General features: G+C 62.6%; 23 protein-coding genes. 3 read left to right on the top strand and 20 right to left on the bottom strand.

What is annotated here, in order from left to right; genetic code table 11:
* Positions 1–22 precede the first annotated feature (22 nt).
* The 5 genes from pldA to LB559_RS32125 form a co-directional block, all read right to left on the bottom strand.
* Positions 23–829: a 4-pyridoxolactonase gene (gene pldA / locus LB559_RS32145; RefSeq protein ID WP_013529871.1), complete on the bottom strand. Its 807-nt coding sequence runs from the start codon at positions 827–829 to the stop codon at positions 23–25.
* 47 nt (positions 830–876) lie between these two features.
* Positions 877–1812: a putative B6 ABC transporter permease subunit 1 gene (locus tag LB559_RS32140; RefSeq protein WP_024505120.1), complete on the bottom strand. Its 936-nt coding sequence runs from the start codon at positions 1810–1812 to the stop codon at positions 877–879.
* A 3-nt stretch (positions 1813–1815) separates the two neighbouring features.
* Positions 1816–2913 carry a putative B6 ABC transporter permease subunit 2 gene (locus tag LB559_RS32135; RefSeq protein WP_013529869.1) on the bottom strand — a complete coding sequence of 366 codons (1098 nt, stop codon included), beginning with the start codon at positions 2911–2913 and terminating at the stop codon, positions 1816–1818.
* Complete coding sequence (locus LB559_RS32130; RefSeq protein ID WP_027163702.1) at positions 2910–4478, bottom strand: putative B6 ABC transporter ATP-binding protein; 1569 nt, start codon at positions 4476–4478, stop codon at positions 2910–2912. The genes LB559_RS32135 and LB559_RS32130 overlap by 4 nt, the downstream gene beginning before the upstream one ends.
* 76 nt (positions 4479–4554) lie before the next feature.
* Positions 4555–5544: a putative B6 ABC transporter substrate-binding protein gene (locus LB559_RS32125; RefSeq protein ID WP_224675857.1), complete on the bottom strand. Its 990-nt coding sequence runs from the start codon at positions 5542–5544 to the stop codon at positions 4555–4557.
* Positions 5545–5683: 139 nt separating this feature from the next.
* Here LB559_RS32125 and LB559_RS32120 point away from each other — a divergent pair, with 139 nt between their 5' ends.
* On the top strand, positions 5684–6109 hold the full coding sequence (locus tag LB559_RS32120; protein WP_224675856.1) for a hypothetical protein: 426 nt from the start codon (positions 5684–5686) through the stop codon (positions 6107–6109).
* Positions 6110–6147: 38 nt separating this feature from the next.
* On the opposite strand, the gene LB559_RS32115 is transcribed toward LB559_RS32120, so the two are convergent.
* From LB559_RS32115 to LB559_RS32075, 9 genes are all read right to left on the bottom strand, one after another.
* Positions 6148–7158, bottom strand: a complete 1011-nt coding sequence (locus LB559_RS32115; RefSeq protein WP_063172983.1) for an ABC transporter substrate-binding protein — start codon at positions 7156–7158, stop codon at positions 6148–6150.
* A gap of 38 nt (positions 7159–7196) precedes the next feature.
* Entirely contained in the window at positions 7197–8012 is an 816-nt protein-coding gene (locus LB559_RS32110) for an ABC transporter permease (RefSeq protein ID WP_013529864.1), read from the bottom strand.
* Entirely contained in the window at positions 8009–8839 is an 831-nt protein-coding gene (locus LB559_RS32105) for an ABC transporter ATP-binding protein (protein WP_013529863.1), read from the bottom strand. The genes LB559_RS32110 and LB559_RS32105 overlap by 4 nt, the downstream gene beginning before the upstream one ends.
* Positions 8840–8969: 130 nt before the next feature.
* Complete coding sequence (gene fhmpcd1 / locus LB559_RS32100; protein ID WP_024505124.1) at positions 8970–9899, bottom strand: 5-formyl-3-hydroxy-2-methylpyridine 4-carboxylate 5-dehydrogenase; 930 nt, start codon at positions 9897–9899, stop codon at positions 8970–8972.
* Positions 9899–10519, bottom strand: coding sequence for a glutathione S-transferase family protein (locus tag LB559_RS32095; RefSeq protein ID WP_013529861.1), 621 nt, complete (start codon positions 10517–10519; stop codon positions 9899–9901). The genes fhmpcd1 and LB559_RS32095 overlap by 1 nt, the downstream gene beginning before the upstream one ends.
* Positions 10520–10545: 26 nt before the next feature.
* A complete protein-coding gene (locus LB559_RS32090; protein ID WP_013529860.1) occupies positions 10546–10956 on the bottom strand; it encodes a RidA family protein in 411 nt (136 codons plus the stop codon).
* Between the two features lie 6 nt (positions 10957–10962).
* Positions 10963–12120: an LVIVD repeat-containing protein gene (locus LB559_RS32085; protein WP_224621908.1), complete on the bottom strand. Its 1158-nt coding sequence runs from the start codon at positions 12118–12120 to the stop codon at positions 10963–10965.
* A 55-nt stretch (positions 12121–12175) separates the two neighbouring features.
* Positions 12176–13327 (bottom strand): cupin domain-containing protein, encoded by a 1152-nt coding sequence (locus tag LB559_RS32080; protein WP_224675854.1) that lies wholly within the window; start codon positions 13325–13327, stop codon positions 12176–12178.
* 291 nt (positions 13328–13618) lie between these two features.
* Positions 13619–15247, bottom strand: a complete 1629-nt coding sequence (locus LB559_RS32075; RefSeq protein ID WP_224675853.1) for a GMC family oxidoreductase — start codon at positions 15245–15247, stop codon at positions 13619–13621.
* Positions 15248–15450: 203 nt separating this feature from the next.
* Between LB559_RS32075 and LB559_RS32070 the strand changes: the two genes are divergently transcribed.
* Together LB559_RS32070 and LB559_RS32065 are read left to right on the top strand one after the other, a co-directional pair.
* A complete protein-coding gene (locus LB559_RS32070; RefSeq protein ID WP_013529856.1) occupies positions 15451–16128 on the top strand; it encodes a FadR/GntR family transcriptional regulator in 678 nt (225 codons plus the stop codon).
* A gap of 42 nt (positions 16129–16170) precedes the next feature.
* A complete protein-coding gene (locus LB559_RS32065) occupies positions 16171–17718 on the top strand; it encodes a GMC family oxidoreductase (protein ID WP_224675852.1) in 1548 nt (515 codons plus the stop codon).
* Between the two features lie 47 nt (positions 17719–17765).
* Here the strand turns inward: LB559_RS32065 and LB559_RS32060 are convergent, their stop codons facing one another.
* The 6 genes from LB559_RS32060 to LB559_RS32035 all read right to left on the bottom strand — a co-directional run.
* Complete coding sequence (locus tag LB559_RS32060; RefSeq protein ID WP_082826542.1) at positions 17766–18518, bottom strand: GGDEF domain-containing protein; 753 nt, start codon at positions 18516–18518, stop codon at positions 17766–17768.
* Positions 18519–18669: 151 nt separating this feature from the next.
* The gene (locus LB559_RS32055; protein WP_224675851.1) at positions 18670–19374 is read right to left on the bottom strand and encodes a thermonuclease family protein; all 705 of its coding nucleotides are present in this window, start codon (positions 19372–19374) and stop codon (positions 18670–18672) included.
* A 33-nt stretch (positions 19375–19407) separates the two neighbouring features.
* Positions 19408–20604, bottom strand: a complete 1197-nt coding sequence (locus LB559_RS32050) for an ABC transporter substrate-binding protein (protein ID WP_411970140.1) — start codon at positions 20602–20604, stop codon at positions 19408–19410.
* Between the two features lie 92 nt (positions 20605–20696).
* A complete protein-coding gene (locus LB559_RS32045; protein ID WP_224675861.1) occupies positions 20697–21455 on the bottom strand; it encodes a lytic transglycosylase domain-containing protein in 759 nt (252 codons plus the stop codon).
* 32 nt (positions 21456–21487) lie between these two features.
* A complete protein-coding gene (locus tag LB559_RS32040; protein WP_027163714.1) occupies positions 21488–21859 on the bottom strand; it encodes a hypothetical protein in 372 nt (123 codons plus the stop codon).
* 150 nt (positions 21860–22009) lie between these two features.
* Positions 22010–24510: beta strand repeat-containing protein (locus LB559_RS32035; RefSeq protein WP_263499202.1), on the bottom strand; the 2501-nt coding region annotated here is incomplete at its 5' end.

Here is a 24510-nt window from a genome sequence, read left to right as displayed (position 1 = left end):
CTTGTCTCCGGATTGGCGGCGGTCAGCCGTAGAATTGCGTGCCGGTCTTGTAGGTCTTGAAGTTGTCCATGTCGTGCGAGTACATCAGCTCGGCGCCATGGTCTTCGGCGAGTTTCTTCACCTTGCGCATCGAATTGACGCCCGCCACCGGATCGATGTGGAAGGCCGCCTGGCACAGCGTCTCGAGGCTCTTCTGCGTATAGGCCGCATCGATCGTGAACATGATCGGCTTGCGCTTGGGGAACTCGACCAGCAGGCTGTAATGGCCGATCGAATGGCCGGGCGTCGAGATCAGCCGGACGCCCCTGGCAAGCTCGACGTCGCCATCGATGCCTTCAAAGGTCGAATTCGCCCGTGTCGTTCCCGCAAGCAATTGCCCGGTCGCGCCACGCGCTTCGGCAGCCTCCGCCGAAAAACTCAGATCGGAATAGCCGAGGTGCTCGAAAGGTTCGGGATTGCACGCCTGCGGCACCTCGGTCCGGTGGCAGATCTTCTTGGCGTGCGGAAAATACTTGTTGCCGCCGCAATGATCGAAGTGGAAATGCGAATTGACGACGACGTCGATGTCCTTCGGCTCGAGGCCGAGCAGCGCCAGCGCACCGGGAATGGTCTGGTGCTTTTCCTGGATCGGCTTTTCGAACGGCAGCACCTTCATCACGTGATCGTAGTCGTAGCCGGTGTCGATGAGGAACCGGCCCTCGGCATGTTCGATCAGGATCGAATAGACGGGGAAGCGCACTTCGCCGCCAGGGCCGCGGTTCCAGAACACATGATAGCCGTCGAGAACGAGCGAGCCGCCGTCGAGCAGGTAGACCTTGGTATCCGACATTCTTGCCTCCTTTATTGGCGCGGGTCCCGTCCGCGCATGAATTGTCCTCAGCGCGCGCCGCGCTCATATGGAATGCCGAGCGCCGCCGGCAGGCTGGCGCGCCGGCCGAACAGCACCAGCATGATCATCACCGCCAGGAACGGCAGCATCTGGATGATGTCGGTCGGTATGTTGATGCCGGCCACTTGCATGGCCGTCGTCAGCGAAAGGCAGACACCGAACAGCAACGCGCCGAACAGCACCCAGATCGGGCGACCGCGCGCCAGCATGGCCAGCACGATGCCGAGAAAGCCCGCGCCATTGGTGATGAACGGAATGAACAGGCCGGCCCCGACATTGGCGAGATACGCGCCCCCGAGCCCGGCCAGCGCTCCGGTCGTCAGCACGGCGATGGTGCGGGTCCGCACGACATCGATGCCGGCGACATCGAGCGCGGCCGGCTTGTCGCCTGCCGCCTGCAAATTGAGGCCCAGCTGCGTGCGCCGGTAGATGTAGCCCATGCCGAAAACCAGCGCGACCGCCAGATAGACGATCAGATGATGCTTGAAGAATGCAGGCCCGATGACCGGAAGGTCCGAAAGCAGCGGAATGACAGTCGCATCCGCCGCCGGCAGGCGCGGATAGCTGCGCGAGAACTGGAAATGGTGGAGCAGTGCCGTCAGGCCTTCCAGCCCCAAGGTCAGCGCGATGCCGATGACGATCTGGTTGAGCCCGATGCGCACGCAAAGCAGCGCCATGACAAGCGCCACCGCAGCACCCCCGGCGGCGCCGGTGAGAAAGCCCAGCCACAGCGACCCGGAATAGAAAGCGCCGACAAAGCCGAGATAGGCGCCGGCCAGCATCATGCCTTCGATGCCGATATTGAGCACGCCAGCCTTCTCGGAGATCTGCTCGCCGAGCCCGGCAAGCAGCAGCGGGATCGCTGCGGTGACGGCGCCGAACAGCAGCGCGCTGAGAAAGACCTCGCTGAAGAGCCCGGTCATGCCCTAGGCCCTCCGCGACTGGTTGTATCGGTGATCGAAATATTCGGCGAGCGCGAGCACGATCAGCACGATGGAAACCAGCACCAGCGTGAAATGATTGGGCACGCCGAGCCGGCGCGCCGCGCTCTCGCCGCCGATCGAAAGCACCGAAAGCAGGAACACGAAGCCGATGGCTGCAAAGCCGTTCATGCGGGCGAGAAACACGGCGGGTATCACGGCAAGCCCGTAGGCGGGATTCCAGTCGGCGCGGACATTGCCCTGGACGCCGATGATGTCGACGGCGCCGGCAAGCCCGGCCAGCCCGGCCGAAATGGCGAAGACGGCGACGGTCAGGCCGGGAACGCCGAGCCCCGAGTGAACCGCCGCTCGTGGATTGGCGCCGACGATCCTCAGCTTCAGCCCGAACGCCGTGCGCGTCATCACCAGATGCACGATGACGATCGCCGCCAGCCCAAGCAGCAGGCCACTGGTGATGGTCGTTTCGAACAGGCGCGGCAGCCGGTCCTCCACCGGCAGCGTACGGGTCTGCGGCACGGTCGTGCTTGGGTCGCGAAACGCCAGCTTGACCAGCACATTGGCGAGCGAGGTGCCGAGGAACGTCATCATCAGGGTGGTGATGATCTCGTTGACGCCCTGATAGGCACGCAGCAGCGCCGGCACCAGCGACCAGATCATCGCCACCACCATGGCGATGAGGAACGAGCAGACCAGCGCCAGCCAGGCTGGCATGATCTGCACGAATACGGGAGCGCTGGCAGCCGCCGTCACCGCGCCAAGCAGGAACTGGCCGTCGCCGCCCAGATTCCACATGCCGGCGCGAAAGGCGACGATCAGGCCGGCGGCGAGAAACAGCAGCGGCGCCATGCGCGTCAGTGTCTGCTGGATGCCGAGCGGCGAGAACAGTCCCTTCTCCAGCACGAAGCCATAATAGGCCAGCGGGTCGACGCCGACGGCAAGCAGGATACAGCCGGCTATGACCAGCGCGATAAGGATCGGGCCGAGCGTCATCAGCAGCCGATGCAGGATGTCGCGGCGCGTCGCTGCCCCGCTCGTGGCATCGAGTGCGGTGGCGCTGACCGTGGGTGCGGTGTCGATGCTCATGCGGCAAGTCCGATCATCAGGCGACCGACCTTTGTGCGGGCGTCGTCTACGTTCTCGACGGTGCCGACCAAAGCGCCGTCGGCGATGACGGCGATGCGGTCGCACATACCAAGCAATTCCTCGAGGTCGGTGGAGATCAGCAGCACGGCAAGGCCACGCGCCGCCGTATCGCGAATGCGCTGGCGCGACGCCAATGTGTTGGCGAGATCGAGCCCATAGGTCGGCTTGTTGAAGATCACCACCTTGGCGCCTTCAGCCAGTTCCCTTGCCAGAAGCACCTTCTGGATGTTGCCGCCGGACAGCCGCGCGACGGGCGTCTTCAGGCTCGGCGTGCGCACGTCGTATTCGCGCACGAGCTGGGCGGCGCGCTTGTCGATCTCCGCGCGCTGCTCGACGCCGTTGCGCCAGAACGGGGCCGCGCCGACCTGCTTGAGGAAGAAATTGATCGAGACCGGGAAGGTGCCGACAGTGCCCTCGCCCAGTCGGTCGTCGGTCAGGTAGCGAAGGCCGCGCCGGCGGCGCTCGCCGACGCTCAGCGTCTCGATGGCGGCGCCGTCCAGCCGCACCGAGCCGCTTGTGGCTGTACGCTGGCCGGCCAGCGCTTCCGCCAGCTGCTTCTGGCCGTTGCCGTCGATGCCGGCTATGCCGAGGATCTCGCCCGGGCGGATGTCGAAGGAGATCGACGACAGGCCCGGCGCATTGTCCGTCGCCGCTACCGCCAGGTCCGTCACCTGAAGCAGCGGGTCAGCGCCGGCGCGGGCAGTGCGGACAGGACGCTCGACGGCTTCCGGGTCATCCTTCTGCTTGCCGAACATCAATTCCACGATCTCCGAGACGATCTCCTGTTCGCCCAGCGTGCGAAACCGCTCGGGTGGAATCTCGCCGACCTTGCGGCCAAGCTTCAGCACCGAGATGCGGTCGCCGAAGGCAGCCGCCTCCTTGAGCTTGTGGGTGATGAAGACGATCGCAAGGCCCTGCTCGACAAGGCGGCGCATCAGCGCGCCCAGTTCGTCGATACCTTTCGGCGTCAGCATGGAGGTGGACTCGTCAAGGATGAGCAGCCGGCTGTTGCGCAGCATCGCGCGCAGGATCTCGACCTGCTGCTGCTCGCCGAGCGACAACTCCGATACCTTGGCTTGAAGCTTGACGGTGATGCCGAGCGTGCCGGTGATCTCGGCGACGCGCGCCGCCAGTTCCTCGGTCCTGGGGCGCTGCCACCACGGCCCGCCAAGCAGGAGGTTCTCCGCCACCGTCAGCGTCGGCACCAGCATCATGTGCTGGAATACGGTGCCTATGCCGAGTGCCAGCGCATGGCGTGGCGAGGTGATCGGCGTCGGTTTGCCGTCGACCAGTATGCGTCCTTCGTCAGGCTGCTGCAGGCCGGACAACATGCCGATCAATGTCGATTTTCCAGCGCCGTTCTCGCCCAGCAGCACATGCACTTCGCCCGGGCGGATCGACAGGTCGACGCTGTCATTGGCAACGATGCCGGGGAACCGTTTGGTCACGCCTTCAAGCGCGACGATGTCGCGCCCGGCAACGGACGATGAAGAAAAACCGCTCATGAAGCCCAGCACCAAAAAACAGGAATCGTCCGGAGGGGTGAACGGATCACCCCTCCGGCAGCCGACCATGATCGCCTTACTGGGCGACGCTGGTCATCAGTGCCCTTACGGCGGCCGCGTCATAGACCGGCTCGACCTTGATCTTGCCGGAAATGATGTCCTCGCGCAGCGCCTGGATTTCCGTCCAGACATTGTCCGGGATCGCAGCGGTCTTCAGCAACTTGACCGAGTCGTCCTTGAGGCCGATCGTATAGTGTTTGGTGCCGAACGTATCCGCCTTCAGGTCGGCAATCATCGCCGCATAGACCGGCTCGATGTTCCACACCACCGACGACAGCAGGAAGCCCTTGTCGATCGGTGACTTGTCGCCGATGACGTCGATGAAATAGACCTTGCCGCCATCGGCTGCCTTGGTTGTCTCGACCGCCTGCAGCATGCCGAAGCTCGAACCGTTGCCTTGGCCGAAGATGATGTCGGCGCCCGATGCGATCACGCTTTCGGTGACGCGCTTGCCGCCGGCCGCATCGCTGTAGGCGGCCGGGCCGATCACCGCGTAGGTGATCTTGACGTCCGGGTTCTCCGCCTTCACGCCTTGCGCGAACGCCGCCGACTGCGAATTCCACGATGGCGGTTCGCCCGAGACGACGATGCCGACCGACTTGGAACGCGACACCTTGGCGGCGAGACGGCCGGCGAGATAGGCGCCCTCGTGGCCGCTCAGCGTATAGTCGGCGACAAGGCCCTTCTCCAGGCCGGCTGGCGTGTCGACGATTGCCACCGGAACTTTCAATTCCTTGGCGATTTCAGGCGCCGAGGTGTTGTAGCCGCTGGCATGCGCGATCAGCAGGCTGGCGCCGTCGGAGGCAAGTTCCCGCAAGGTCGGGCGAACATCGCCATAGCCGAGGCCCTGGGCCACGACCACTTCGACGCCGGCGGCCTTGCCAGCCGCCTTGGCGGCATCGATGCCTTGCTGGTTCCAGCCATAGTCCGTGCCTTCTTCGGGCGTCAGGATGGCGATCGACTTGACCTCGCCGGCAAGCGCGCCGCTCAACAAGACACTGGTCAATATAACTGCACTTACACTGCTCTTAAGAAGCTTTAACATGTTACCCTCTCTGTTGTTTCACCAATCAATATTCTTATTGTTATTGCGCGAAAGCGAGATAGACTGCCTAGGAAAAATTACATTGTGGAGCTCAGGCAAAGTGAAGATCCGTTATGCCCTTCCGGTGATGCTGGCGTTATCGTCCTTCGCCAACGCGGTTGAGTTGCACCATGTCGCCGTCCGCACCGGCACTGACGGGCTCGACATGGTTCCGTTGACGATTTCGAATGCGGGCAGCGAAGGCCTCTCCTGCAACGCCGACTTCGCCCACTGGTATTCGGCCGGGATCGCAACGATCGAGCCGGGCAAGAAGACCCGCGTCGAGCTCTGGTTCGATGCGAAGACCGGCACGTTCACGATCCTCAACGACAAGCGCGAGAACCTGCCCGTCGAGCGGCTGTGGTGCGGTCTGGCGAGCCGAACATATGCCACCCGCGTGCAGATCACGCTCGACCGCACCGATGCGGCGAAAGGCGAGCGTGATGTGTCCTGCGCCATGGCGCAGGACAGCCTGGCCTGCCGGTAGGCGCTCATTCCCGCGTCCGTTCGAACATCGCGAGCCTCTTATTCTTTCGCCAGGAACGCGTCGGTGAAGACGTCGTCCGCCGACAGAGCCGCCTTGAGCACGCCCTGGTCCGTCAGCGTCTTCAGGGTCTCCTCCCACTGCGTCTTCGTCATCCAGCCGAGACCGTGTTCCTTGGTGTCGGGGCTGGTGAACGTCGAGGCGATGTCGGCGTTGATCTGCGCCAGCAGTACGTCCTTCTTGTCCGCATAGCCGGGCGCTGCCTTGGCCGTGATCTCGGCGGCCTCTTCCGGATGAGCCACGACATAGTCGAAGGCCTCCCTATATGCCTTGACGAAGCGGCGCACGACCTCCGGCTTGTCCTTGATCATCGCCTGCGAGGTGAACAGGCCGGAGCCATAGGCTTTCCACCCATAGTCCGCCCCCATCATGATGCTGAGCGAGCCCGGGCCCCCGGCCTTCGCTTCCAGTTCGGGAACCTCCGCATCGATATAGCCGACGACCGTCTGAACCCGGCCAAGCAGCAAATAGCTTTCATAGGGAGGCGAGACGCTGTTCAGCGTCATGTCCTTTTCGGTCAGGCCGTTGGCGGCCAGGAAGCCTTTGAAGAAGATGTAGGTGGAACCGGCCGGATGAATGCCGATGGTCAGTCCCTTGAGGTCGGACGGCTTGGTGAGCTTCAGCGTCTTGGCCAGCGAAATGATCCCCAGCGGCGAGTGCTGATTGACGGCTGCCAGCGCCACGACCGGGACATTCTGCGACCGTGCGACGGCAAGCGTGGGAAGATCGCCGAACCCGAAATCCGCGTTCTCATTGCCCACCAGCCGCATCGCGTCCGGCGAGCCGGATCCCTTGCGGATCTCGGCCACATCGATGTCGTTCTTGGCGAAGAAGCCCTTTTCCTTGCCGACGAAGAACATGGCGTGATTGCCGCGCACGACCCAGTCGAGCTGGACGTTGACCTTGTCCGCCGCCAGAGCCGCGTTGGAAAAACCGAGTGCTGCAACAAACGCCGCGAAGGTAGCGGCCTTGATAAGTGAGCGTCTCAGCATTTTTTGTTCCCTTTTATGAATTGGTTGATCGAGCGGGCCTAGGATTGGCTGAATTTCGGCGCCCACGGCACCACGATGCGTTCTAGGATTTCGGCGGCGTAGTAGAAGGCGATGCCAAGCACGGAAACGAGCAGCAGCGCTGCGAAGACCAGCGCCGTGTCGAGCTGGGTCGACGCGAACTGGATGACGTAGCCGAGACCGTCCGACGCCCCGGCGAACTCACCGACGATGGCGCCGATCACGCTCAACGTGGCGGCGATCTTGGTTCCGGCCATCAGGTTCGGCAGCGAGTGCGGAACGCGGATCCTGAACAGGATCTGCGTCGGGCTGGCCCCGACGGAATTCATCAGCGACAGCAGCGAGCGGTCGACCGATTGCATGCCCGCCAGCATGGAGAGCGTCACCGGAAAGAAGGCGATGACCAGGATCAGGCCGATTTTGGGCGCCAGCCCATAGCCGAACCAGAGGATGAAGATCGGCGCGAGGGCGACTTTCGGCACGTTCTGGAACAGCACCACCAGTGGATACAGCGCGCGTCCCAACCAATCGAAGCGCACGATGACCAGCGCAATGGCAATGCCGACCACGACCGAGACCAGGAAGCCGAACAGGATCTCGCCCGCCGTCACCAGCGTCGCCTGCATCAGCGTGCCCCATTGCGCCACCAGCGACTTCGCGATCTCGGACGGGGCGGGAATGATGAAGGCGGATATGGCAAAGATCCGCACCGCGGCTTCCCACAGCACGATCGTCACCAGCAGGAGGATGACAGCCGGCAGCCAGCTGCCGGTCGCCGCACTCCAGCTGGAGGCGAGGCGCGGCTCGGAAAGGTCGATTATGGGTTGGTCGCTCAAGACGCGCCTCCCGGTTGATGGCTGGAGCGCAGCATCGTTCGCAACTGGACCACCAGCCTGACGAACTCCGGATCTTCGGTGACCGACAGGTCGCGCGGGTAAGGCAGCGCAATGTCGAGGCTCTCGGTGATCCGTCCCGGCTTGATCCCCAGCACGTGAACATGGCGCGACAGATGGATGGCCTCGTCGATGGAATGGGTGACGAGCACGATCGTCTTGCCGGTCCGCTGCCAGATCTCCAGCAGCGACTGGCCCATCGAATCGCGGGTGATGGCATCGAGCGCGCCGAACGGTTCGTCCATCAGCAGGACCGCCGGATCGAGCGCCAGGGCCCGTGCAATGGCGACCCGCTGCCGCATGCCGCCCGACAGCTCGTTTGGCCGCTTGTGGGCGCTGTCGCCTAGCCCCACCAGTTCCAGCATCTCCTGCCCGCGCGCCCGCAGATCCGAGCGCGAGAGCGACTTGTCGGCGATGCCGAGCAGCATCGAGGCATTGTCGACGGCGTTTTTCCAGGGGAGCAGGTTGGCGTCCTGGAAGACGAGGCCGATCATCCGCTTGCGCGCCGCCTCGACCGGCGCGAGCCCGGCGATCGAAACGCTGCCCTGGGTAGGCTGCACCAGCCCGGCCAGCACCTTGAGCAAGGTGCTCTTGCCACATCCGGAAGGACCGATAAGGGAAACGAATGATCCCTTTGGCACCGAAAGATCGATGTTCCTGAGGATCAGCTGACGGGCCATGACCACCGAAACGCCCTTGGCGGAGATTAGATCGTCATGGCGGATATGGGCCGGCCTGTCGCCGGCGGCTCGGATGGTTTCAATGCGCATGGCTTGTCGCCCCGCGCGCTGTTTTCTGCCGCACCCGCACCATCTTGATGGCGAAGGCGCCCTTCACACAAACAGCCGACCGGTGGAACTCCTCAAACCGGCTGGCCCTCTGCGCACCATGTGACATTGGCTACTCCCGGCCTTCCAGGATGCGCCGCACCGCGACGAGCTTGCGCGCCCGTTCACCTTGCAGCGCCTTTGTCTGCTCGGGCGTGTAGGCAAACATGCCCTCGCCCGACTTGATGCCGAATTTCGACGCAGCCGTCTTCTCCAGAACCATCGGCGCCACATCGTCGCGGTTGGAGAGATCGGCATTCAGGAAGGACGAGACGGATTTGTAGATATCCAGCCCCGCCATATCGAGCAGCGCCATCGGGCCGATGACGGCGATCTTGTAGCCTATGCCCCACGACACGCAGGTGTCGAGGTCTTCCGGCTCGATGACGCCGCGCTCGACAAGATCGACCGCCTCGCGCAGCAGCGCATAGAGCACGCGGTTCTCGACGAAGCCTGGAACGTCCTTCTTCACCACCACCGGCAGCAGGCCGATCGAGCGGATGAGATCGCGGATAACAGCCACGGTTTCAGGCGCGGTCTTCTCGCCGCCGATCACCTCGATCATCGGGATGATGTGCGGCGGGTTCGACCAGTGCATGCCGACCATCCGCTCGGGATGCGAGATATGAGCCTGCAGCTTGGTGATCGGGATGCCCGACGTGTCGGAAGCGACGATGACGGACGGGCCGATCAGCGGATCGATGTCACGATAGGTCTGCGCCTTGATGTCGATATTCTCGGGCACGTTCTCGATCACCAGTTCGGCGCCATCGACGGCCTCGGCAATCGTCTCGACGAAACGCACTTTGCCGGCACCAGTCCCGGGCGCCTCGATGTCGAGACGGTCGAGCACGCCGCCGGCAAGATCGAGCATGCCGCGGGCGCGCTCGATTGCCCCTGGCGAAACGTCATACGCCGTCACATCGAGCCCGCCGCGCGAAAGCCGCGCGGCGATGCCTGGACCCATCGTTCCCAGTCCGATGAGAGCGGCGCGCTTGATCATCATGCGGCCTTTGCGGGAGCAGCAGTGGTTGCCGCCTTGAAGGCCGGCCGAGCGGCGATCGCGGCCACCCAGCGCTCCAGATTGGGCATTGACGGCCGGTCGATCTTGAAGTCGACGCAGCGCTTCAGGATCGGCGCGCAGGCAATGTCGGCAAGGGTCAGCTTGCCGAGCGCCAGGAAGTCCTTGCCGGCCAGGTGGCCGTCGACGATCTTGAGCTGCGCGACAAGGTCCTTCACTTGCTCCTTGTATTCGGCGGTCTGTTCCTCGGGCGTGAGCTTGGCGCCTTTGAAGGCCGCCAGGTAGCCCGGATTGACCGCAGCCAGCAGGAAGTCCATCCAGCGCTCGACCTCGGTCTTTTCCGCCGGCGTAGCGCCATTCAACTGTTCGCCGCCGAATGCCGCGAGATAGCGCAGGATGGTGTTGGACTCCCAGATCACGGTGTCGCCGTCAACCAGCGTCGGCACCTTGGAGGTCGGGTTGAGCGCCTTGTATTCCGCCGTCTGCGTGTTCTCGAACTGGCGGCCATAATCCTCGCGCTTGTAGGACGCTCCCAGCTCTTCGAGCATGAAGAGCACCTTCTGGACGTTGCCTGATGTCTGGCGGCCTAACAGCTTGTACATGTCTTCTCCTCGCTAGTGTCCAGGGCCTACTTGCTCGCCGGCAGCGGCTTGTAGACGATGGCGTCCATTTCGATCTTGGTGTTGATGACCGCTTTTGCCTCGACGGTCGTGCGCGCCAGAACGGCGTCGCCGATCCCTTCGAGGAACGCCTTGTTGTAGCGGCCGAAATCGCGCGTATCCTCGAGATAGGTGGTGATCCGCACGACATCCGACAGCGTCGCGCCTTCATGCGCGATGACGCGCGCGATGGTCTTCAGCGTCGCCAGCGTCTCTTCTTCGATCGTGCCGCTGATCATGTTGTTGTTCTCGTCTTTCGGCACCTGGCCCGAGACGAAGATGAAATCGCCGGCACGCACCGCCGGATGAAACGGCAGGTTCGGGTTCTTGTTGCCGATGGCGTAGTGGCTGGCGGATTTTCGCGTGCTGTCGCTCAACATATCCCCCTAGAGAACGCTGGTTTCGATGATGTCGACGCCGCGGATTCGGTCGATCAGGTAGACGATGCCGCGGTCGTCGATGGTCACGTCGTTGGACGAGGAACGCTCCGCGCCCTCCGGCGCGTCGGGCATGAAATGACCGACTTCCTTTGGCGCGAACGGATCGGCGATGTCGACGAGGCGCAGCCCCTGCGCGAACCACGCAAACGGAATGACGGTGCCATTGAACCGCTCGGAAGGCTGATGGCAGCCGGTCATCTGCGGCTGCGGTGAACCGTCCGTGTCGAGGCCCGGCACCTGGAAGGTCGAGATCGGCAACGGGTTGGTCTCGTCAGTGATGTCGTAAATCCAGGTGAAGGCCGGCGGCGATGGCCGAAGCTTGGCGACATCCTCGTCCGCCACCACCATGATGTTGCGGCCTTTGAGCGGCTGTGGAATCGGCAGGCAGGTGTGCGTGGGATGCGGAAAGCTCGGGCTCGAATTGACGTGCGAGACCAGCTTCGGCTTGGTGATGTCCGAAATGTCGAGGATGAACAGGCCATGATGCCAGTAGCTGACATAGAGCCTGTCGCCCATTCGCAGCGGATGGTGACAGCGCGGCGTGACATAGTCGTGCCAAGGATACTCTTCGCCGCCCCCGGTCCACTGGCCCGGTATCCACCAGCGTCCGACCTCGACCGGCTTCGCGGGATCGATCAGGTCGAGGATCATCACGATATTGCCGACATAACCGTCGGCGGTCGGCGATATGTAGGCGTAACGGCCGTCGAAATCGTAGCGGTGGACGCCCTTGCCGCCGGTTATCCATTTCGAGATGAGCTTCGGCTGTGTCGGCTTGGTGGTGTCGTAGAGCGCCAGTCCGCCGCCGAAATCAGCCGGGCCGGCGTCGCCAAAGCGCTCGTGGTTGATGATCATCAGTCCGTCCTTGGCGCGCACCTTGTGCGAGTGCCAACCGGGCGGGACATCGATCGTCGTAATTTTGCGCGGATTGCGCGGGTCGGAAATGTCGACCAGCGTCGTGCCGCTCGGCGGCCGCATGTGGCCGATATAGAGGATGTTGCCGTCGACCCAGACCTGACCGCCGCCTGGGCAGTCGACATGGCCGATCTGCTTTGTGTTGAACGCCGAAACCAAATGCATACGCCCTTGCTGCTGAAATTCCATTTCGATGTCCACGCCGCCAATGGCGGCGCGGACATTGCCTGCCGGAGGACCGGAACTAGACGAGACGGAGCAGATCGCCGGCCTGGTTGCGGCCCCAGCGCTTGTAGAGGAGCAGCGCCCTTTGCGTCGGCGCATCGGTGGCGCCGAAGAAGATCACCGGCTCGCTCGACGAGCCGTTGACATGCTCGACCCAGGAACCGCCGGGTATGGCGATGGTGTCGAACTGGTTCCAGTCATAGCGCTTGCCGTCGATGATCGAATGGCCGTTACCGCGGAACGGCGCCAAGAGCAGGCTGGCGGTCTCACGCTGCGGCAAGGTCTTCTCGCCGGGGCGCAGCATCTGCACGTAGAAATTGATGGTGTGGAAGACGGGTCCGCCGGTCGTCGGATCGACATAGTCGATGACGATGCCTTCATGGGGGTCGCCATCCCAATCCTTGTGGGCGTCGAGAACCGCTTCCATCTTCTCCCAGCGATAGACATACATCGGCGACGACAGGCCGCCGCCGCGCTTGTGGTCGACGAAACGCGGCATCAGGCCACCTTCGCCATAGATGCGCTGTGAGTAGTCGCTGGGATAGCGGGCGGTCTGCACCTTCTTCTCGACTTCCTTGCCGTCGACCATCTCGGTGTATTTGTGATCGAAATGGACAGCATGCAGCGTTTCGACCAGCGGCAGGTCGAGCACCGACAGGTTGACCGCCTGCTCGCCGCCAACGGTGCCATGATTGTGCCAGGCGTCGTTGGGCGTCAGCACCATGTCGCCCGGGCCGAAGACCACGTCTTCGCCCTCGACGCCGGTGAAATTGCCCTTGCCCGTCAGGCCGAAGCGGATGGCGCTCGGCGAGTGCTTGTGCGGCGGCATGATCTCGTCGGGATCGTTCAAGCGGTAGGCGGTGTACATGGTGCTGACCGATGCACGCTTGGGTGCAAGACCGGGATTGACGAGGATCAGCGAACGGCGCTCGCTGTCGTCCATGGTCACCAGTTCGGCGGCGCGCTGGAGCAGGGGCTCGATGTCCGAATAGGACCACACGAAGGGAACGGCTTTCGACGTCGCCATCAACTGCTTGATCTCGTCATGGTCGACGCCTTCCGACGTCGCCCAGAACGGAAACATGTTCTTTGCGTAGAGGGCGTCATAGAGGCCCTTGAGTGCCGCCTTCTTGTTGGTGAGCACATCGTTAGCTGGTTGCGCCAGGGACATATCGGACACCTCTCGTCACGAAGAAAATACTTCTAACCAACTCAACCGTATTCGCATTGGTTTTGCTCGACAATACCCAAATTGCGAATTTTATAAGTTTTTGGTTGAGGTGCATTTTTGAGAGGCAAATGCCCAGAAATAGGCAGGAATAGCCTAGAAATGCACGAAATTCAGCTCACAATCAGGGCGTGAAACCGCTTCGTCACGGCCATGCTGACGCGCATGACAGTCCAACCAACGCAGTTTTTTAGTCTCAACCAAAAGACTTTGGTTGTATTCCGGCCACTTTTATCAGGCAGCCACGCTCTGTTGAGCGCGGCTGCGGATCAGATCCGCGGCCTTTTCGGCGATCATGATGACCGCCGCATTGATGTTGCCGCAAACGAGGTCGGGCATGACCGAGGCGTCCACGACACGAAGCCCGGCAATGCCGCGCACCCGCAATTCCGGATCGACCACCGATGCCGCATCGACGCCCATGCGGCACGTGCCGGCCGGATGATGCACGGTGATCGAGGTCTTGCGGATGTGCTCGTCGATCTCTTCGTCGCTCTCGCATTTCGGGCCGGGGAAGAACTCCGCGCCGACGAACGGAGCCATGGACGGCTGGCTGGCAAGGTTGCGTGCAACACGAAAGCCGGCGCGAAGCGACTGCCAGTCGCGCTGCGAGGACAGGAAATTCTGATGGATCAGGGGCGCGGCAACCGGATCGCTCGACGCCAGCTTGACGCTGCCGCGGCTCTCCGGCTGCACCGCAACGATACGGGTCGCAAAGCCGTCGGCGAACGGCGCCTTGAACGGCGACATGTACGGCCATGCCCCAAGCGGCGCGGCGGTGAAAAGCAGCTGTACGTCCGGCAACGGCCGGCTTGTGTCGCTTTTCAGGAATGCCACGACGCCGCCAGGCACATCTCCCGAAAAGCCCTTTCCGGTGAGATAAGTCCTGACGAAATCCAGCCCGATACGATCGGCCCGCATCATCTTGAGAAACGGTCCAGGCTGTTTGCGCCGATACATCACGATGACCGAAACGTGGTCCTGCAGATTCTTGCCGACTTGCGCACGATCGACCTTCGTCTCGATGCCATGCGCCGCCAGCTCGCCGCTGTCGCCTATGCCTGACAGCATCATCAGCTGCGGCGTGTTGATGACGCCGCCGGCAAGCAGAACTTCGCGCCGCGCCAGAACTTCATGGCTCGCCCCGCCTCTGGTGTAGGCAATGCCGGCTGCGCGGCCATCCCTGAGCAGGATCTTCGTCGCCATCGCGCCGGTCAGCACCTTGACATTGCCGCGCCGCATGGCGGGCCGCAGATAGGCGGTTGCGGTCGAGCAGCGGCGGCCGTTGGCAATTGTCATCTGCAGCCGGCCGAAGCCTTCCTGTATGGCGCCGTTATAGTCATCGGTCTGCGGGTATCCGGCATCACGGCTGGCTGTGGCGAAGGCATCGATCAGTTCGTCCTTGTAGCGGCAGAACTGGGTGTTCAGCGGCCCGCTGCCGCCACGGTACCGGCTTTCGCCCGCTTCCCAGCGCTCCTGCTTCTTGAAGTAGGGCAGCACCTTGTCGAACGACCAGTCCATCAGGCCGCTTGCCGCCCAGCGATCGTAGTCGCCGCGATTGCCGCGCACATAAGCCATGGCGTTGGTGGAGGAAGAGCCGCCGATGACCTTGCCGCGCGCGCATTCGACCTTGCGGCCGCCGACATTGGCCTCGGGCTCGCAGAAATACATCCAGTCGTGGCGGCGCTCCGTCAGTATCTTGCCCCAGCCGAGCGGGATGTGGATCATCGGATCGCGGTCCCAATCCCCCGCCTCCAGCAGAAGCACCGACACGGCGGGGTCTTCGCTCAGCCGGTTCGCCAGCACGCAGCCGGCCGATCCCGCACCGACAATGACGTAGTCAAAGGTTTCGCCAGCCGGCATGCGTGATCCTCGGGAGAAAGACGTCTGCCGCGATGGCAACCGTCGACATGGGCAGTCAACCATCGCGCAACTGGTGTTGTCAACCATTGCGTACAGTTGTAGATTGGTTGAATTGGTTGAGTGCCGTCGAACAGGTTTTCGTGTCACAATATGATGTCGGGACGTTGAGTCGGCGGTCTGCCGATCGGACAGGAGATTTTGTTTTGAGCGCATTCGAGCCGCAGGTCGGACCATCTGATCTCGACGACATCATCGCTGCGGTCCGCCAGTTGCAGCAGGGCGGCGGCAAGCTTCCGTCCGAGCGCGATCTTGCGGAACATCTGAGCGTCAAGCGCCATCAGCTTCGCAAGGCGCTTGAAGTGCTGCGCCTTTCGGGCGACCTCAAACCGGCGCGAGCCAGGCGGGCGCCGACCGCCCTTCCGAGATATGGCGAGGAACTGGTCAGGGTAACCAATCCGATCGAGGTCCTGGAATTGCGCCTGATCATGGAGCCGGGCCTTGCCCGACTGGCGTCGCTGCGCGCCTCCTCTTTCGAGACGGCGCGGATCCTCGACGCGGCAACCACGCCGGAGAACGCCCCGTCGGGTGAGGTCGATTTCGCTTTCCATCTCGCGATCGTTGCCGCGGCCCGCAACCACCTCGCCGCGGAATTCTACAAGATGCTGCGCCAGGTCGGTGTCGATGCGCGGGTGAAGGTTGCGCGCACCGCGGCACCCACCTGCCCCAAGCGGATCGCCCACCGCGACGGCGAGCATCGCCTGATCGCCGAAGCGATCTCGCAGCGCGACCCCGAAGCGGCAGAGGCCGCAATGCGCGCGCACCTTTTGTCGGTGCAGAGACAGATCATGGAACGGTCGAATGCCGGCGCCTTTGCCGCGTGATCGCATCACCTCTGACATCGAGCCTGTGCGGGGAATTTCAAATTGAAACGTCATTTCGACGTGCTGGTCATCGGCGCGGGATCCGCTGGCTCGGTTGTTGCCAGCCGTCTCAGTGAAGACCGGTCGTGCCAGGTCGGCCTCATCGAGGCCGGGACGATGCCGGCCGATCCCGACATCGCCGACCCGCTGAAATGGACGATGCTCCAGGGCCGCGCCTACGACTGGAGCTACCGGACCGTGCCCCAACCCTTCACCGCCAACCGCGTCCATGAGTGGCCGCGCGGCAAAATCGTCGGCGGCTCGAGCTGCCTGCATGCAATGGCCTATGTGCGCGGCCATCCCGATGATTTCGAACCCTGGGTGCAAGCCGGCGGCGAGCGCTGGTCCTATCGGGGGTTGTCGCCGGGCTTCATCCGCAGCGAAGCCTTCACCGCCTTCGACGGGCCAACACGCGGCAGGAGCGGCCCGCTGGACGTCTATCTGCCGGACGCCGAGGTCAGTCCGGTCGTGCGTGCCTACATCGCCGCCGGGCGGGCCATGGGGGCTCCCGCCCTGAGCGACCACAACAGCGGCGAGCTGGTCGGCACCAGCCCCAATTCACTCAACATACGCGACGGCAAGCGCCTGAGCGTCGCCGACGCCTATCTGCCGCCGCGGGTCATGGCGCGGCCGAACCTGACCTTGCTCGCCGGCCACGAGGTCGAGCATCTTGTGCTGGACGGCCACAAGGTCACGGGCGTGAGCGTGGTCTGCGAGGGCCAGACCAGAACGCTCTGTGCCGACCGGATTGTCCTTTGCGCCGGCGCCGTGTCCACGCCGCTCATCCTCATGCGGTCGGGCATTGGTTGCCCGGATACGCTGAAGCAGGCTGACATACGCTGCCTTGCCGATCGCAGCGAGGTGGGCCGCAACCTGCAGGATCATCTGCTGGCTCTTGGAAATGTCTACAGCACCAAAAAGCCGGTGCCGCCTTCCCGCCTGCAGCACTCCGAATCGCTGATGTATCTGCACAGCGACGACCCGACCCGCTCCATGGGAAGTCCCGATATCGTGCTCGCCTGCGTCGTCGCTCCGTCGGCGGCCGAGGGCCTGAATGCCCCGCTTTATGGCTCGGCCTTTACCATCCTTTGCGGCGTCACCCATCCGACAAGCCGCGGGCGCATCACACCGAGCGGGCCGGGCCGCAACGATGCGCCGGTCATCGATCCGCATTATCTCGAAACCGAACACGATCGCGCGACATTCAGGATGGCGTTGAAGCGGGCGCGCATGGTCGGCCATCATGCGGCCCTGGACGAATGGCGCGATACGGAGATCCTGCCAGGTGCACCGGTTCGGTCCGATGCCGAACTCGATGCTTTCATCGCCAGGGCTGCTTCCACCCATCACCATCCGGCCGGCACCTGCCGGATGGGTCTTGACACTGAGGCCGTCGTCGATCCTGACTTGCGGCTGAACGGCTTCGACAATGCCTTTGTCGTCGACGCCTCGGTGATGCCGGCGATCCCGAGCGGACCGATCAACGCGGCGATCGTCGCCATCGCCGAAACCTGGGCGGCGTCTTCACGGGTTACCCCGCCGGCAGCGTGAGGGCGTCCGCGTCCGACAATTCCCCTGGCTCCGGTTCCCGGCGACTATCAGCTATGGAGATGCGTCAGCTCAAACGCCGCTCCGTCCTGGACGCCGGCCATGCGCTGCTCGGCGGACCGGAACATGTCCGCGAACTCCACCTGGTTCTCGAACACCACGCCGCCGACCTTGACCGTCAAGGCATCCTCGGTGCCTTTTGGCGCGAAATAGACTTGTGCGATGCGCGCCCTGATACGTTCGCCGATTTCCCTGGCTTCTGCTTCGGTCGCGCCGGCGAGGAAGACCCCGAACATCGACGTCCCCATGCGTCCAACCAGATCCTCCGCGCGCACTGATGATTGTATGGTTGAGGCTATGAGCCGCAAGGCTTGATCGCCCCATTCAAGACCAAAGCGCAGGTTGATGGACCGCAGATGCTCCGAATGGATGACCAGGAAGGCGCCGGATTTCGGCCCCGGCACCGACGGCCTTGCGGTTCTTTTTTCGACCATCGACGTGAAGACCGCTCCGTTCAGGCAGCCGGTCGTGGTGTCGAAGGTTGCCGACTTGTCGAGTTCCCGGCGATAGCGACGAAGCTCGATCTGTTTCAATCCAACGAACAGAAAAAGCGGAACACCAAGAACAACAGGCAACAGGATTGCCGTGACCATGCTGCGCCCAAATGGCGTCAGCGCTTCGGAGAACAGAAGCAGATAATTGAGACCGACGGAAACGCCCAGGATTGCAGCGGTTCCCAGAAAGGTCAGCAAAGCGACGCCTTTCCATGCCTGGTCGGTGGTGCTCGCCATAGTCTTTGTCACTGGCCGATCTCCTGTGGATGGGCTTGTATAAGGCCGGTGTGTTGCAATTTCAGTTTCAAGGAACATTGCAATTTAATCGATTGCGCGATGACCCCATCAAGGCTGCGCCCGTGGCGGTTAACAAACAAAACATCAGGGATTGAATGACAGCCTATTGTGCCGGGCCGAATATGCCCATCCCGGCGTTTCTGGCTGTCGCCTCCGCCTTGCCGTAGATGCCGCTCGGCAGCGCCGTGGCCCAGCCGTTGGAGACAAGCCAGGCGCCAACATCCTGCTTGCCCAGCCTGCACGGTGCGGCGACGGCAAAACGCTCGACGTCCGGCGGTACGAAACAGTGCAGCGCACGTCCCCTCAGCCAGGAATTGAAAACGGCGCGGGCGCGCACGCCGCAAGGCCAGGTGACGTCATGAAACGAGCAGGAGCTGTCGAGATCGATGCCTCGCACTCCGCTGATGACCACCTTGCGGCCCATGGCTTCGAACATCGCCGATGATGTGGCAACCGGGCGGTAGAGCAAGACCTCCCGCCAATCCCTGGGCATCGGCGTTTTCGGGGGCACGGCGAGACCGAGCTCGCTGAGCGGCGGACGGGGCTCGGCCCGTTCGATCTCAGCGGGACCAAGCCGTGGTGGAGCGATCAGGTCTTGAGCAACCTTGCGCGCCGGCTCCAGGCGTTGTGCGCCGGCAACCGGGGCAACCGGCCGGATAGGCTGCGTATCGTCAACATCTGGCGACCGGGCACGGACAGGCTGATCGACCGAAAGCAACGCCCCGCCCTGAATGATCAGCAGGATCCCGGCCAGGAGCAGGAGGCTTCCAAGTGCGATCGCCAAGCGGCTGCGGCCCGGCCTGGCCATCAGCTTGAACAGGATCCCAGGGATTTGCGCCGGTCAGAAACCCGACGTCGATTTGGCAACCAGCTTGAGCGCACCTTTTTCAATCCGATAGAACGGCATCGAGCGTTGGCTGGATCCGTCGGCCCGAAACCGGAACAGGCCGGTCGACCCCCGAAAGCCGTTTGGATTCTCAAGAACCTTTTTGCTGAAACCATCGGGCCCGACCGCGCTGGCAATCCCTGCCGTCAGCGCAACCATATCATAGGCGTAGGCCACATTGACGTCAGCCGGATAGTTGTATGTCGTCCTGAAGCGGTCGGCGATCGGCCCGGTTTCGCTTGGATCGAGCGTGGCGATAAACGCCCCCTCGAAGAGCGGATCCATGGGGTGCTCCAGCCAACGGTTCGTCCCGACGACGGAGATCGTCTTTCCCGGAATGCCCTTCGATTTGAGGGCGGCAAGGACAGGCGACGGACTGCCATTGCCGCTGGCGACGATGACGGCGTCGGGGGCGTCCACGAGTGAGCCCATTTCGTCGACCGTCTTCGCGCCGTCGCCGGCAGAATATCGGAGAGTGACCGCGAGCGCCGCGCCGTAGATGCTGAGGCCGTTTGCGACCCGCTTCTCCATGGCGCCGGCGTTTGGGCCATCCGCGACAAGCAGTACGAACTTCTTGCTGCCTTTCGCGGCCAGTCCCGCGGCGCCCGCGGCGGCGCTGTCCGCTTCGCCAAGGAGCACGGCATAGACCCCGGGGCCGCCGGCGAAATTGTCGGCGAGCGCCAGGACCGGTGGCCGCTTCGACCCCGACAGCGTCGCAATATGCTGGGCCGCCGGCAGCTCGGTCGGGCCGATGACGACTTTAGACCCCGTCGTAATGGCCGTAACCGCCAGTTTGCCGGCCAGTGCGCTGTCGCCTTTGGTATCTTCTACCGTCAGCGCCAGCAATCCGTTGCCAATATCCGTCATCGCCAGCTTGGTCGCATCGAGCATCTTCCTGCCGTTTTCCCCGGCCGTTCCAGGGGCGGACAGCGGCAGCAGCATCGTGACTTTGGTCGACCCGGTGCCCAGCGACTGGGTCGCCTGGACGGGACCGGCACCGGCGGCGCCGTTCTGCCCGGCAGGCGCGGTAACCGCCGCCGGATCGAGCACTTCGGACACGCCGCCCTTCGACTGGCAGCCCGACACGATCGCGGCGAGCGCCAAGGCGATTGCCCATGTCCGCGGACGGTGGACCTGTCGGCCAGCTTCCATGAATGCTCCACCCCTATGTGCCGCCGGATATTGTTCCCGGTCTGGTCTTCAACGCATGTTACGGCGGACTTGCAGTGCCGTCTGTAGTTCTTTTAGCCGCCGAACAGCCTGCCTCTGAGCGCCCTGATCTGCCTTGCTTGCCCGGCACTTCGATAGTCGGCGCATTTCATGTATCGCGGCCCGGGCACGAACACGCGGCGCACGCAAACGCCCTTTCCCTGGGCAGGGGCTCCACCCTCCTCGCCTGGCGAAAACGCGGAAAAGCCGAATGTCGCCACCGGCAAGGGGCCGGTCACTTCGATCCCTTCCCTTGCCAGGATTGCCCGCGCACGCTGGCAGTAGCGGACTGAAAGGGCCGAGAACCGGCTTTCATTGTGCCCGGCGCGATACTTCATGACGGTGGTGCAGAGATCACCCGCGGCGAGCCTATTGGCCTGTGCAAGATATTTGACCCCCAGCGCGATGTTGGCCGCCGGCGCGCTGAGATCGTCGAGGGAACCTCGAAAGCCGAGCATCCTGGCGGTCGCCGGCATCACCTGCATCAGGCCGACTTCGCCGTCGCCGCCTTGCACGCCGGGATCGAAGCCGCTTTCGATCTCCATCACGGCATGCGCCAGCATCGGCTCCAAGCCATAGATCGATGCCTGGCAACTGGCAAACGCCTTGAATGCCTGCCGGGTCCACTCCGTGGTCGGATCACAGCGCACTGGTTGCTTCAGGCCGGGCGAAAACTGTTGTTTCACGAACGGTCGTTCCAGCCAGTTGGCACTGGCCGGCGTGATCGTTTGGACAAAGCCAAGCAACACGATCGCGACCGCGACCGCTTTCAGGAAGGATCCGTCGGCTGTCATGATGGCCAACAGGCGTCGGTTCGCCTATCCGGTCAGTGCATGTACTCGACCATGCGATCGTGAAAACACTCGCATTTGTTGAGGGTGTCTTCGTCCTTGTAGTTCGTCTTCAGGTAGCCGTAAGCCATGCCGCAGGCGACCTTGGCTTCCGATGCCCAGACGAAGACGGGCCGGGACGAGTTGATCCACTCCGAGCTGTTGGCGGCGGCGACCGACTCGTCCATCAGCTTCACCACCTGCTGCTTCAGATCGACGATGTTGTCGTTCAAGACCAGATTGGACGTGCCGACGACCCGGCAATAATCGCCTGTCGGACCTTCGATGATGTCGGCGGCATACCCCGTCGACCCGACTGCCAGCAACAGCGTCGCAGCGGAAACAAGCAGTCTTGCAGAACGTTTCATGTTGAGCTCCCCTAAATATTAGCGACGTATAACATAATCGCGTGGTTGTGCGCTATGGCGTTAGACCAGGTTTGCGGTTGTCTGATGCTGATCACGCCATCGTCGTGGACAGCGTGATCGTGCTTGCCACGGAAGCGTTGGCCGACATGGTCAGGGCACCGTTTCCGTATGAGTGGGCATGTTATGATCATAAAGAATGGCAATCGCGGAGCCGGTGCCAACTCCGGTCAACGAGGCCACTTCCACCCAGTTACCGCCGGCGGCAGTACCGTTATTGTCAACCATGACATGGGCCGCGCCGCCTGAGAAAGTAACGTCGATCGAGGCGCCTGCCTGCCCATCCGTAGTCGGTGCGTTACCTCCAAGGGATTTGAGCAGATCCGACAAGTCGATAACGTCCTGGCCCGGTGTATAGTCCGCAATGACATCCACCATGTTGATCGCGGCGAGCTTGGATGGATCGATCACAAATGTGTCGTTACCGCCGCCGCCGGTCAGGTGGTTAAGTCCCGAACCGCCGTAGAGTGTGTCGTTGCCAGCGCCGCCAATAAGCGTGTCGTTACCTGAGCCGCCGTACAGGGTGTCGTTTCCGTCCATACCGGTCAGGATGTCGTTACCCTGTCCTCCCGAAAGGGTCGTATCGTGTCCGTTGATACCGGTGAGATGATCGTCGCCGTCCTGGCCAAGCAAGGCGGTCTTCGTCGCAGTGGCCACGAGAGTGTCAGCATTGATGCTGCCCTCGAGTGTCGAGGTCGTTGGGTACAGATGCGCGGTCACGCTGCCGGCCGCAGTATCGCTGTCGCCATCCGATCCCGTGACTGGAATCTTGATGTCGAACGGGTCAACCGCGTTGGCAGTCGCGAAGCTGGCGGCACCGAGCTTGAAGGTTCCCGACGAGGCTCCCGATATTTCGACCGCACTGAACGGATCAGAACTCGCCGTGACGGTGAAGGTGTCGCCCTGGTCCATTCCGTGTAGCGTATAAACGCCGGTCACGGCGTTGTATGTCACTGTCGGTATGGCCCCGCCGGACCCGTTCACAACTGTAACCGTGATCCCCGTAGCCGGGCCTTCCCCTGAACCGTCACCGACAAGGACCATGTCATTGTCAGCATTCACGGCCCGGATCATAATGTCCACGGCACCGTTCGCTTTGGTTATACCCTGGGTGAAGCTAGATACTTCGTAGTGCTCAAGGTAACTGGTTCCAGCTAGGGTTCCATTGGTCGATGCATTCTTAACAAAATCGAAACGAATTGTTTCTCCGTTCGTTATGCTCTGTCCATTACCAACACCAAAGTTTCCAGTACTGGTATTTACACTGTTGCTGCCATTTGCCGTAACCAGAAGATCGCTAGGCGTATCCGGATTGCTGAGTGCCGTGAACGTAATTACTTGGTTATTTCCACCAGATGCTATAGCGCCTTGGGTTGTGAATTGGGCACCATTGAATATCGAGCCGTTCAATACGAACGACCAGGTGTCATTTACCGGATCGAGCGTGGCGGTGAACCCAAGATCGTTGCCATTCGCCACCGATGATCGTCCTTCGACCGTGTGACCGTCGGTAGAAACATGATAGAATAACTGCTCGCCGTTGAGATAGACATTCGCACCGTTAGCGTCGTGAACGGCCGCGCCCTCGATAACGTTGAACACGACGTTCCCGACGCCGTCGGCGCCCGCACCGGCGGCAAAGTTCAAATGTTCCGTCAGTGTGGAGTGCAGTGAGTCCGGCAGATTGATGCCGTCACCGACGAATGGCTGCGGAACATCGTCCAGAACCGTCAGGTTGACCGCGCCGGAAACATGGTCGCCGCTGGTGTCAGTCGCCACCACCTGAAGCCCGTTGATGGTGACACTGCCTGAGCCGGCAAGATGCTGGAGTTGGTCGGTCAGCGTCGCGGTAACGACTGGTGTCAACGAGCTGTTGGCGCCAGCACTGGTGCCTGACAGCGACAGATAGATCGCCGGTCCGAGATTGGTGGCACCTCGCATCAGTGTGCCGACTAGCTGACCGCCGGCTAGCGCCCAGTCGATCGAGTAACCCACAGCCAGGCCCGAAACCGTTGGCGCCACCCAGTTTGGGCCGATCGGGTCGGCAAAGGCAACGACAATGGCTTCACCGGTCGTTGTGAAGGTGATGCCGCTGTTTGCTTGCGCCGTCTCGCCGCGGCTGCCCGGATCGGTACCGGTCACAGTCCCAGCCTGAATATCCGCGGGCGCAGTGAGATCGAGCGTGGTGTCGAGCGCAGCTTCGTTCAATGTCAGCGAGACTGTGCCGCCCCCTAACGGAACGGTGTTGGTTTGCACATTCAAAGTCACGGTGGCCGTCGAAGTGTCGCCATCCCCGTCCTTGATGGTGTAGGTGAACGAGTCCGATCCGACATAGATGCCTGTCGGTGTATAGGTGAATGTCCCATCGTTGTTATAGGTAACGGTCCCGTGAGCGCCGTTGGTGGTTGTTATCACCCCGGCGGTGGTTGTAGCGACGCCATCGGCGCCGAAGACATCGTTACTCAAGAGGCCGGTCAGCACCGTAGGCGCGGTGATTGCTGGTGCCCAGCTGTCATTATGTGCCGTCGGCACGTCGTCGATGATGTTGATGACCAGGTTGCCGGCCGGCGCGCTGTCGCCGTCGGCGTCGGTGA

Origin of the sequence: Mesorhizobium sp. BR1-1-3 (genome assembly GCF_020165455.1) — a bacterium.
Taxonomy (GTDB): domain Bacteria; phylum Pseudomonadota; class Alphaproteobacteria; order Rhizobiales; family Rhizobiaceae; genus Mesorhizobium; species Mesorhizobium ciceri.
The sequence above is the reverse complement of the archived record's forward strand: the minus strand, read 5'-3'. Positions and strand labels throughout refer to the sequence as shown.

Bases quoted from the DNA above. Each gene is read 5' to 3' on its own strand.
- LB559_RS32105 (WP_013529863.1), bottom strand. From the start codon at position 8,839: ATGCGCATTGAAACCATCCGAGCCGCCGGCGACAGGCCGGCCCATATC.
- pldA (WP_013529871.1), bottom strand. From the start codon at position 829: ATGTCGGATACCAAGGTCTACCTGCTCGACGGCGGCTCGCTCGTTCTC.
- LB559_RS32055 (WP_224675851.1), bottom strand. From the start codon at position 19,374: ATGGCCAGGCCGGGCCGCAGCCGCTTGGCGATCGCACTTGGAAGCCTC.
- LB559_RS32075 (WP_224675853.1), bottom strand. From the start codon at position 15,247: ATGCCGGCTGGCGAAACCTTTGACTACGTCATTGTCGGTGCGGGATCG.
- LB559_RS32080 (WP_224675854.1), bottom strand. From the start codon at position 13,327: ATGTCCCTGGCGCAACCAGCTAACGATGTGCTCACCAACAAGAAGGCG.
- LB559_RS32135 (WP_013529869.1), bottom strand. From the start codon at position 2,913: ATGAGCATCGACACCGCACCCACGGTCAGCGCCACCGCACTCGATGCC.
- LB559_RS32045 (WP_224675861.1), bottom strand. From the start codon at position 21,455: ATGACAGCCGACGGATCCTTCCTGAAAGCGGTCGCGGTCGCGATCGTG.
- LB559_RS32115 (WP_063172983.1), bottom strand. From the start codon at position 7,158: ATGCTGAGACGCTCACTTATCAAGGCCGCTACCTTCGCGGCGTTTGTT.
- LB559_RS32130 (WP_027163702.1), bottom strand. From the start codon at position 4,478: ATGAGCGGTTTTTCTTCATCGTCCGTTGCCGGGCGCGACATCGTCGCG.
- LB559_RS32050 (WP_411970140.1), bottom strand. From the start codon at position 20,604: ATGGAAGCTGGCCGACAGGTCCACCGTCCGCGGACATGGGCAATCGCC.
- LB559_RS32040 (WP_027163714.1), bottom strand. From the start codon at position 21,859: ATGAAACGTTCTGCAAGACTGCTTGTTTCCGCTGCGACGCTGTTGCTG.
- LB559_RS32090 (WP_013529860.1), bottom strand. From the start codon at position 10,956: ATGTTGAGCGACAGCACGCGAAAATCCGCCAGCCACTACGCCATCGGC.
- LB559_RS32095 (WP_013529861.1), bottom strand. From the start codon at position 10,519: ATGTACAAGCTGTTAGGCCGCCAGACATCAGGCAACGTCCAGAAGGTG.
- LB559_RS32140 (WP_024505120.1), bottom strand. From the start codon at position 1,812: ATGACCGGGCTCTTCAGCGAGGTCTTTCTCAGCGCGCTGCTGTTCGGC.
- LB559_RS32085 (WP_224621908.1), bottom strand. From the start codon at position 12,120: ATGGAATTTCAGCAGCAAGGGCGTATGCATTTGGTTTCGGCGTTCAAC.
- fhmpcd1 (WP_024505124.1), bottom strand. From the start codon at position 9,899: ATGATCAAGCGCGCCGCTCTCATCGGACTGGGAACGATGGGTCCAGGC.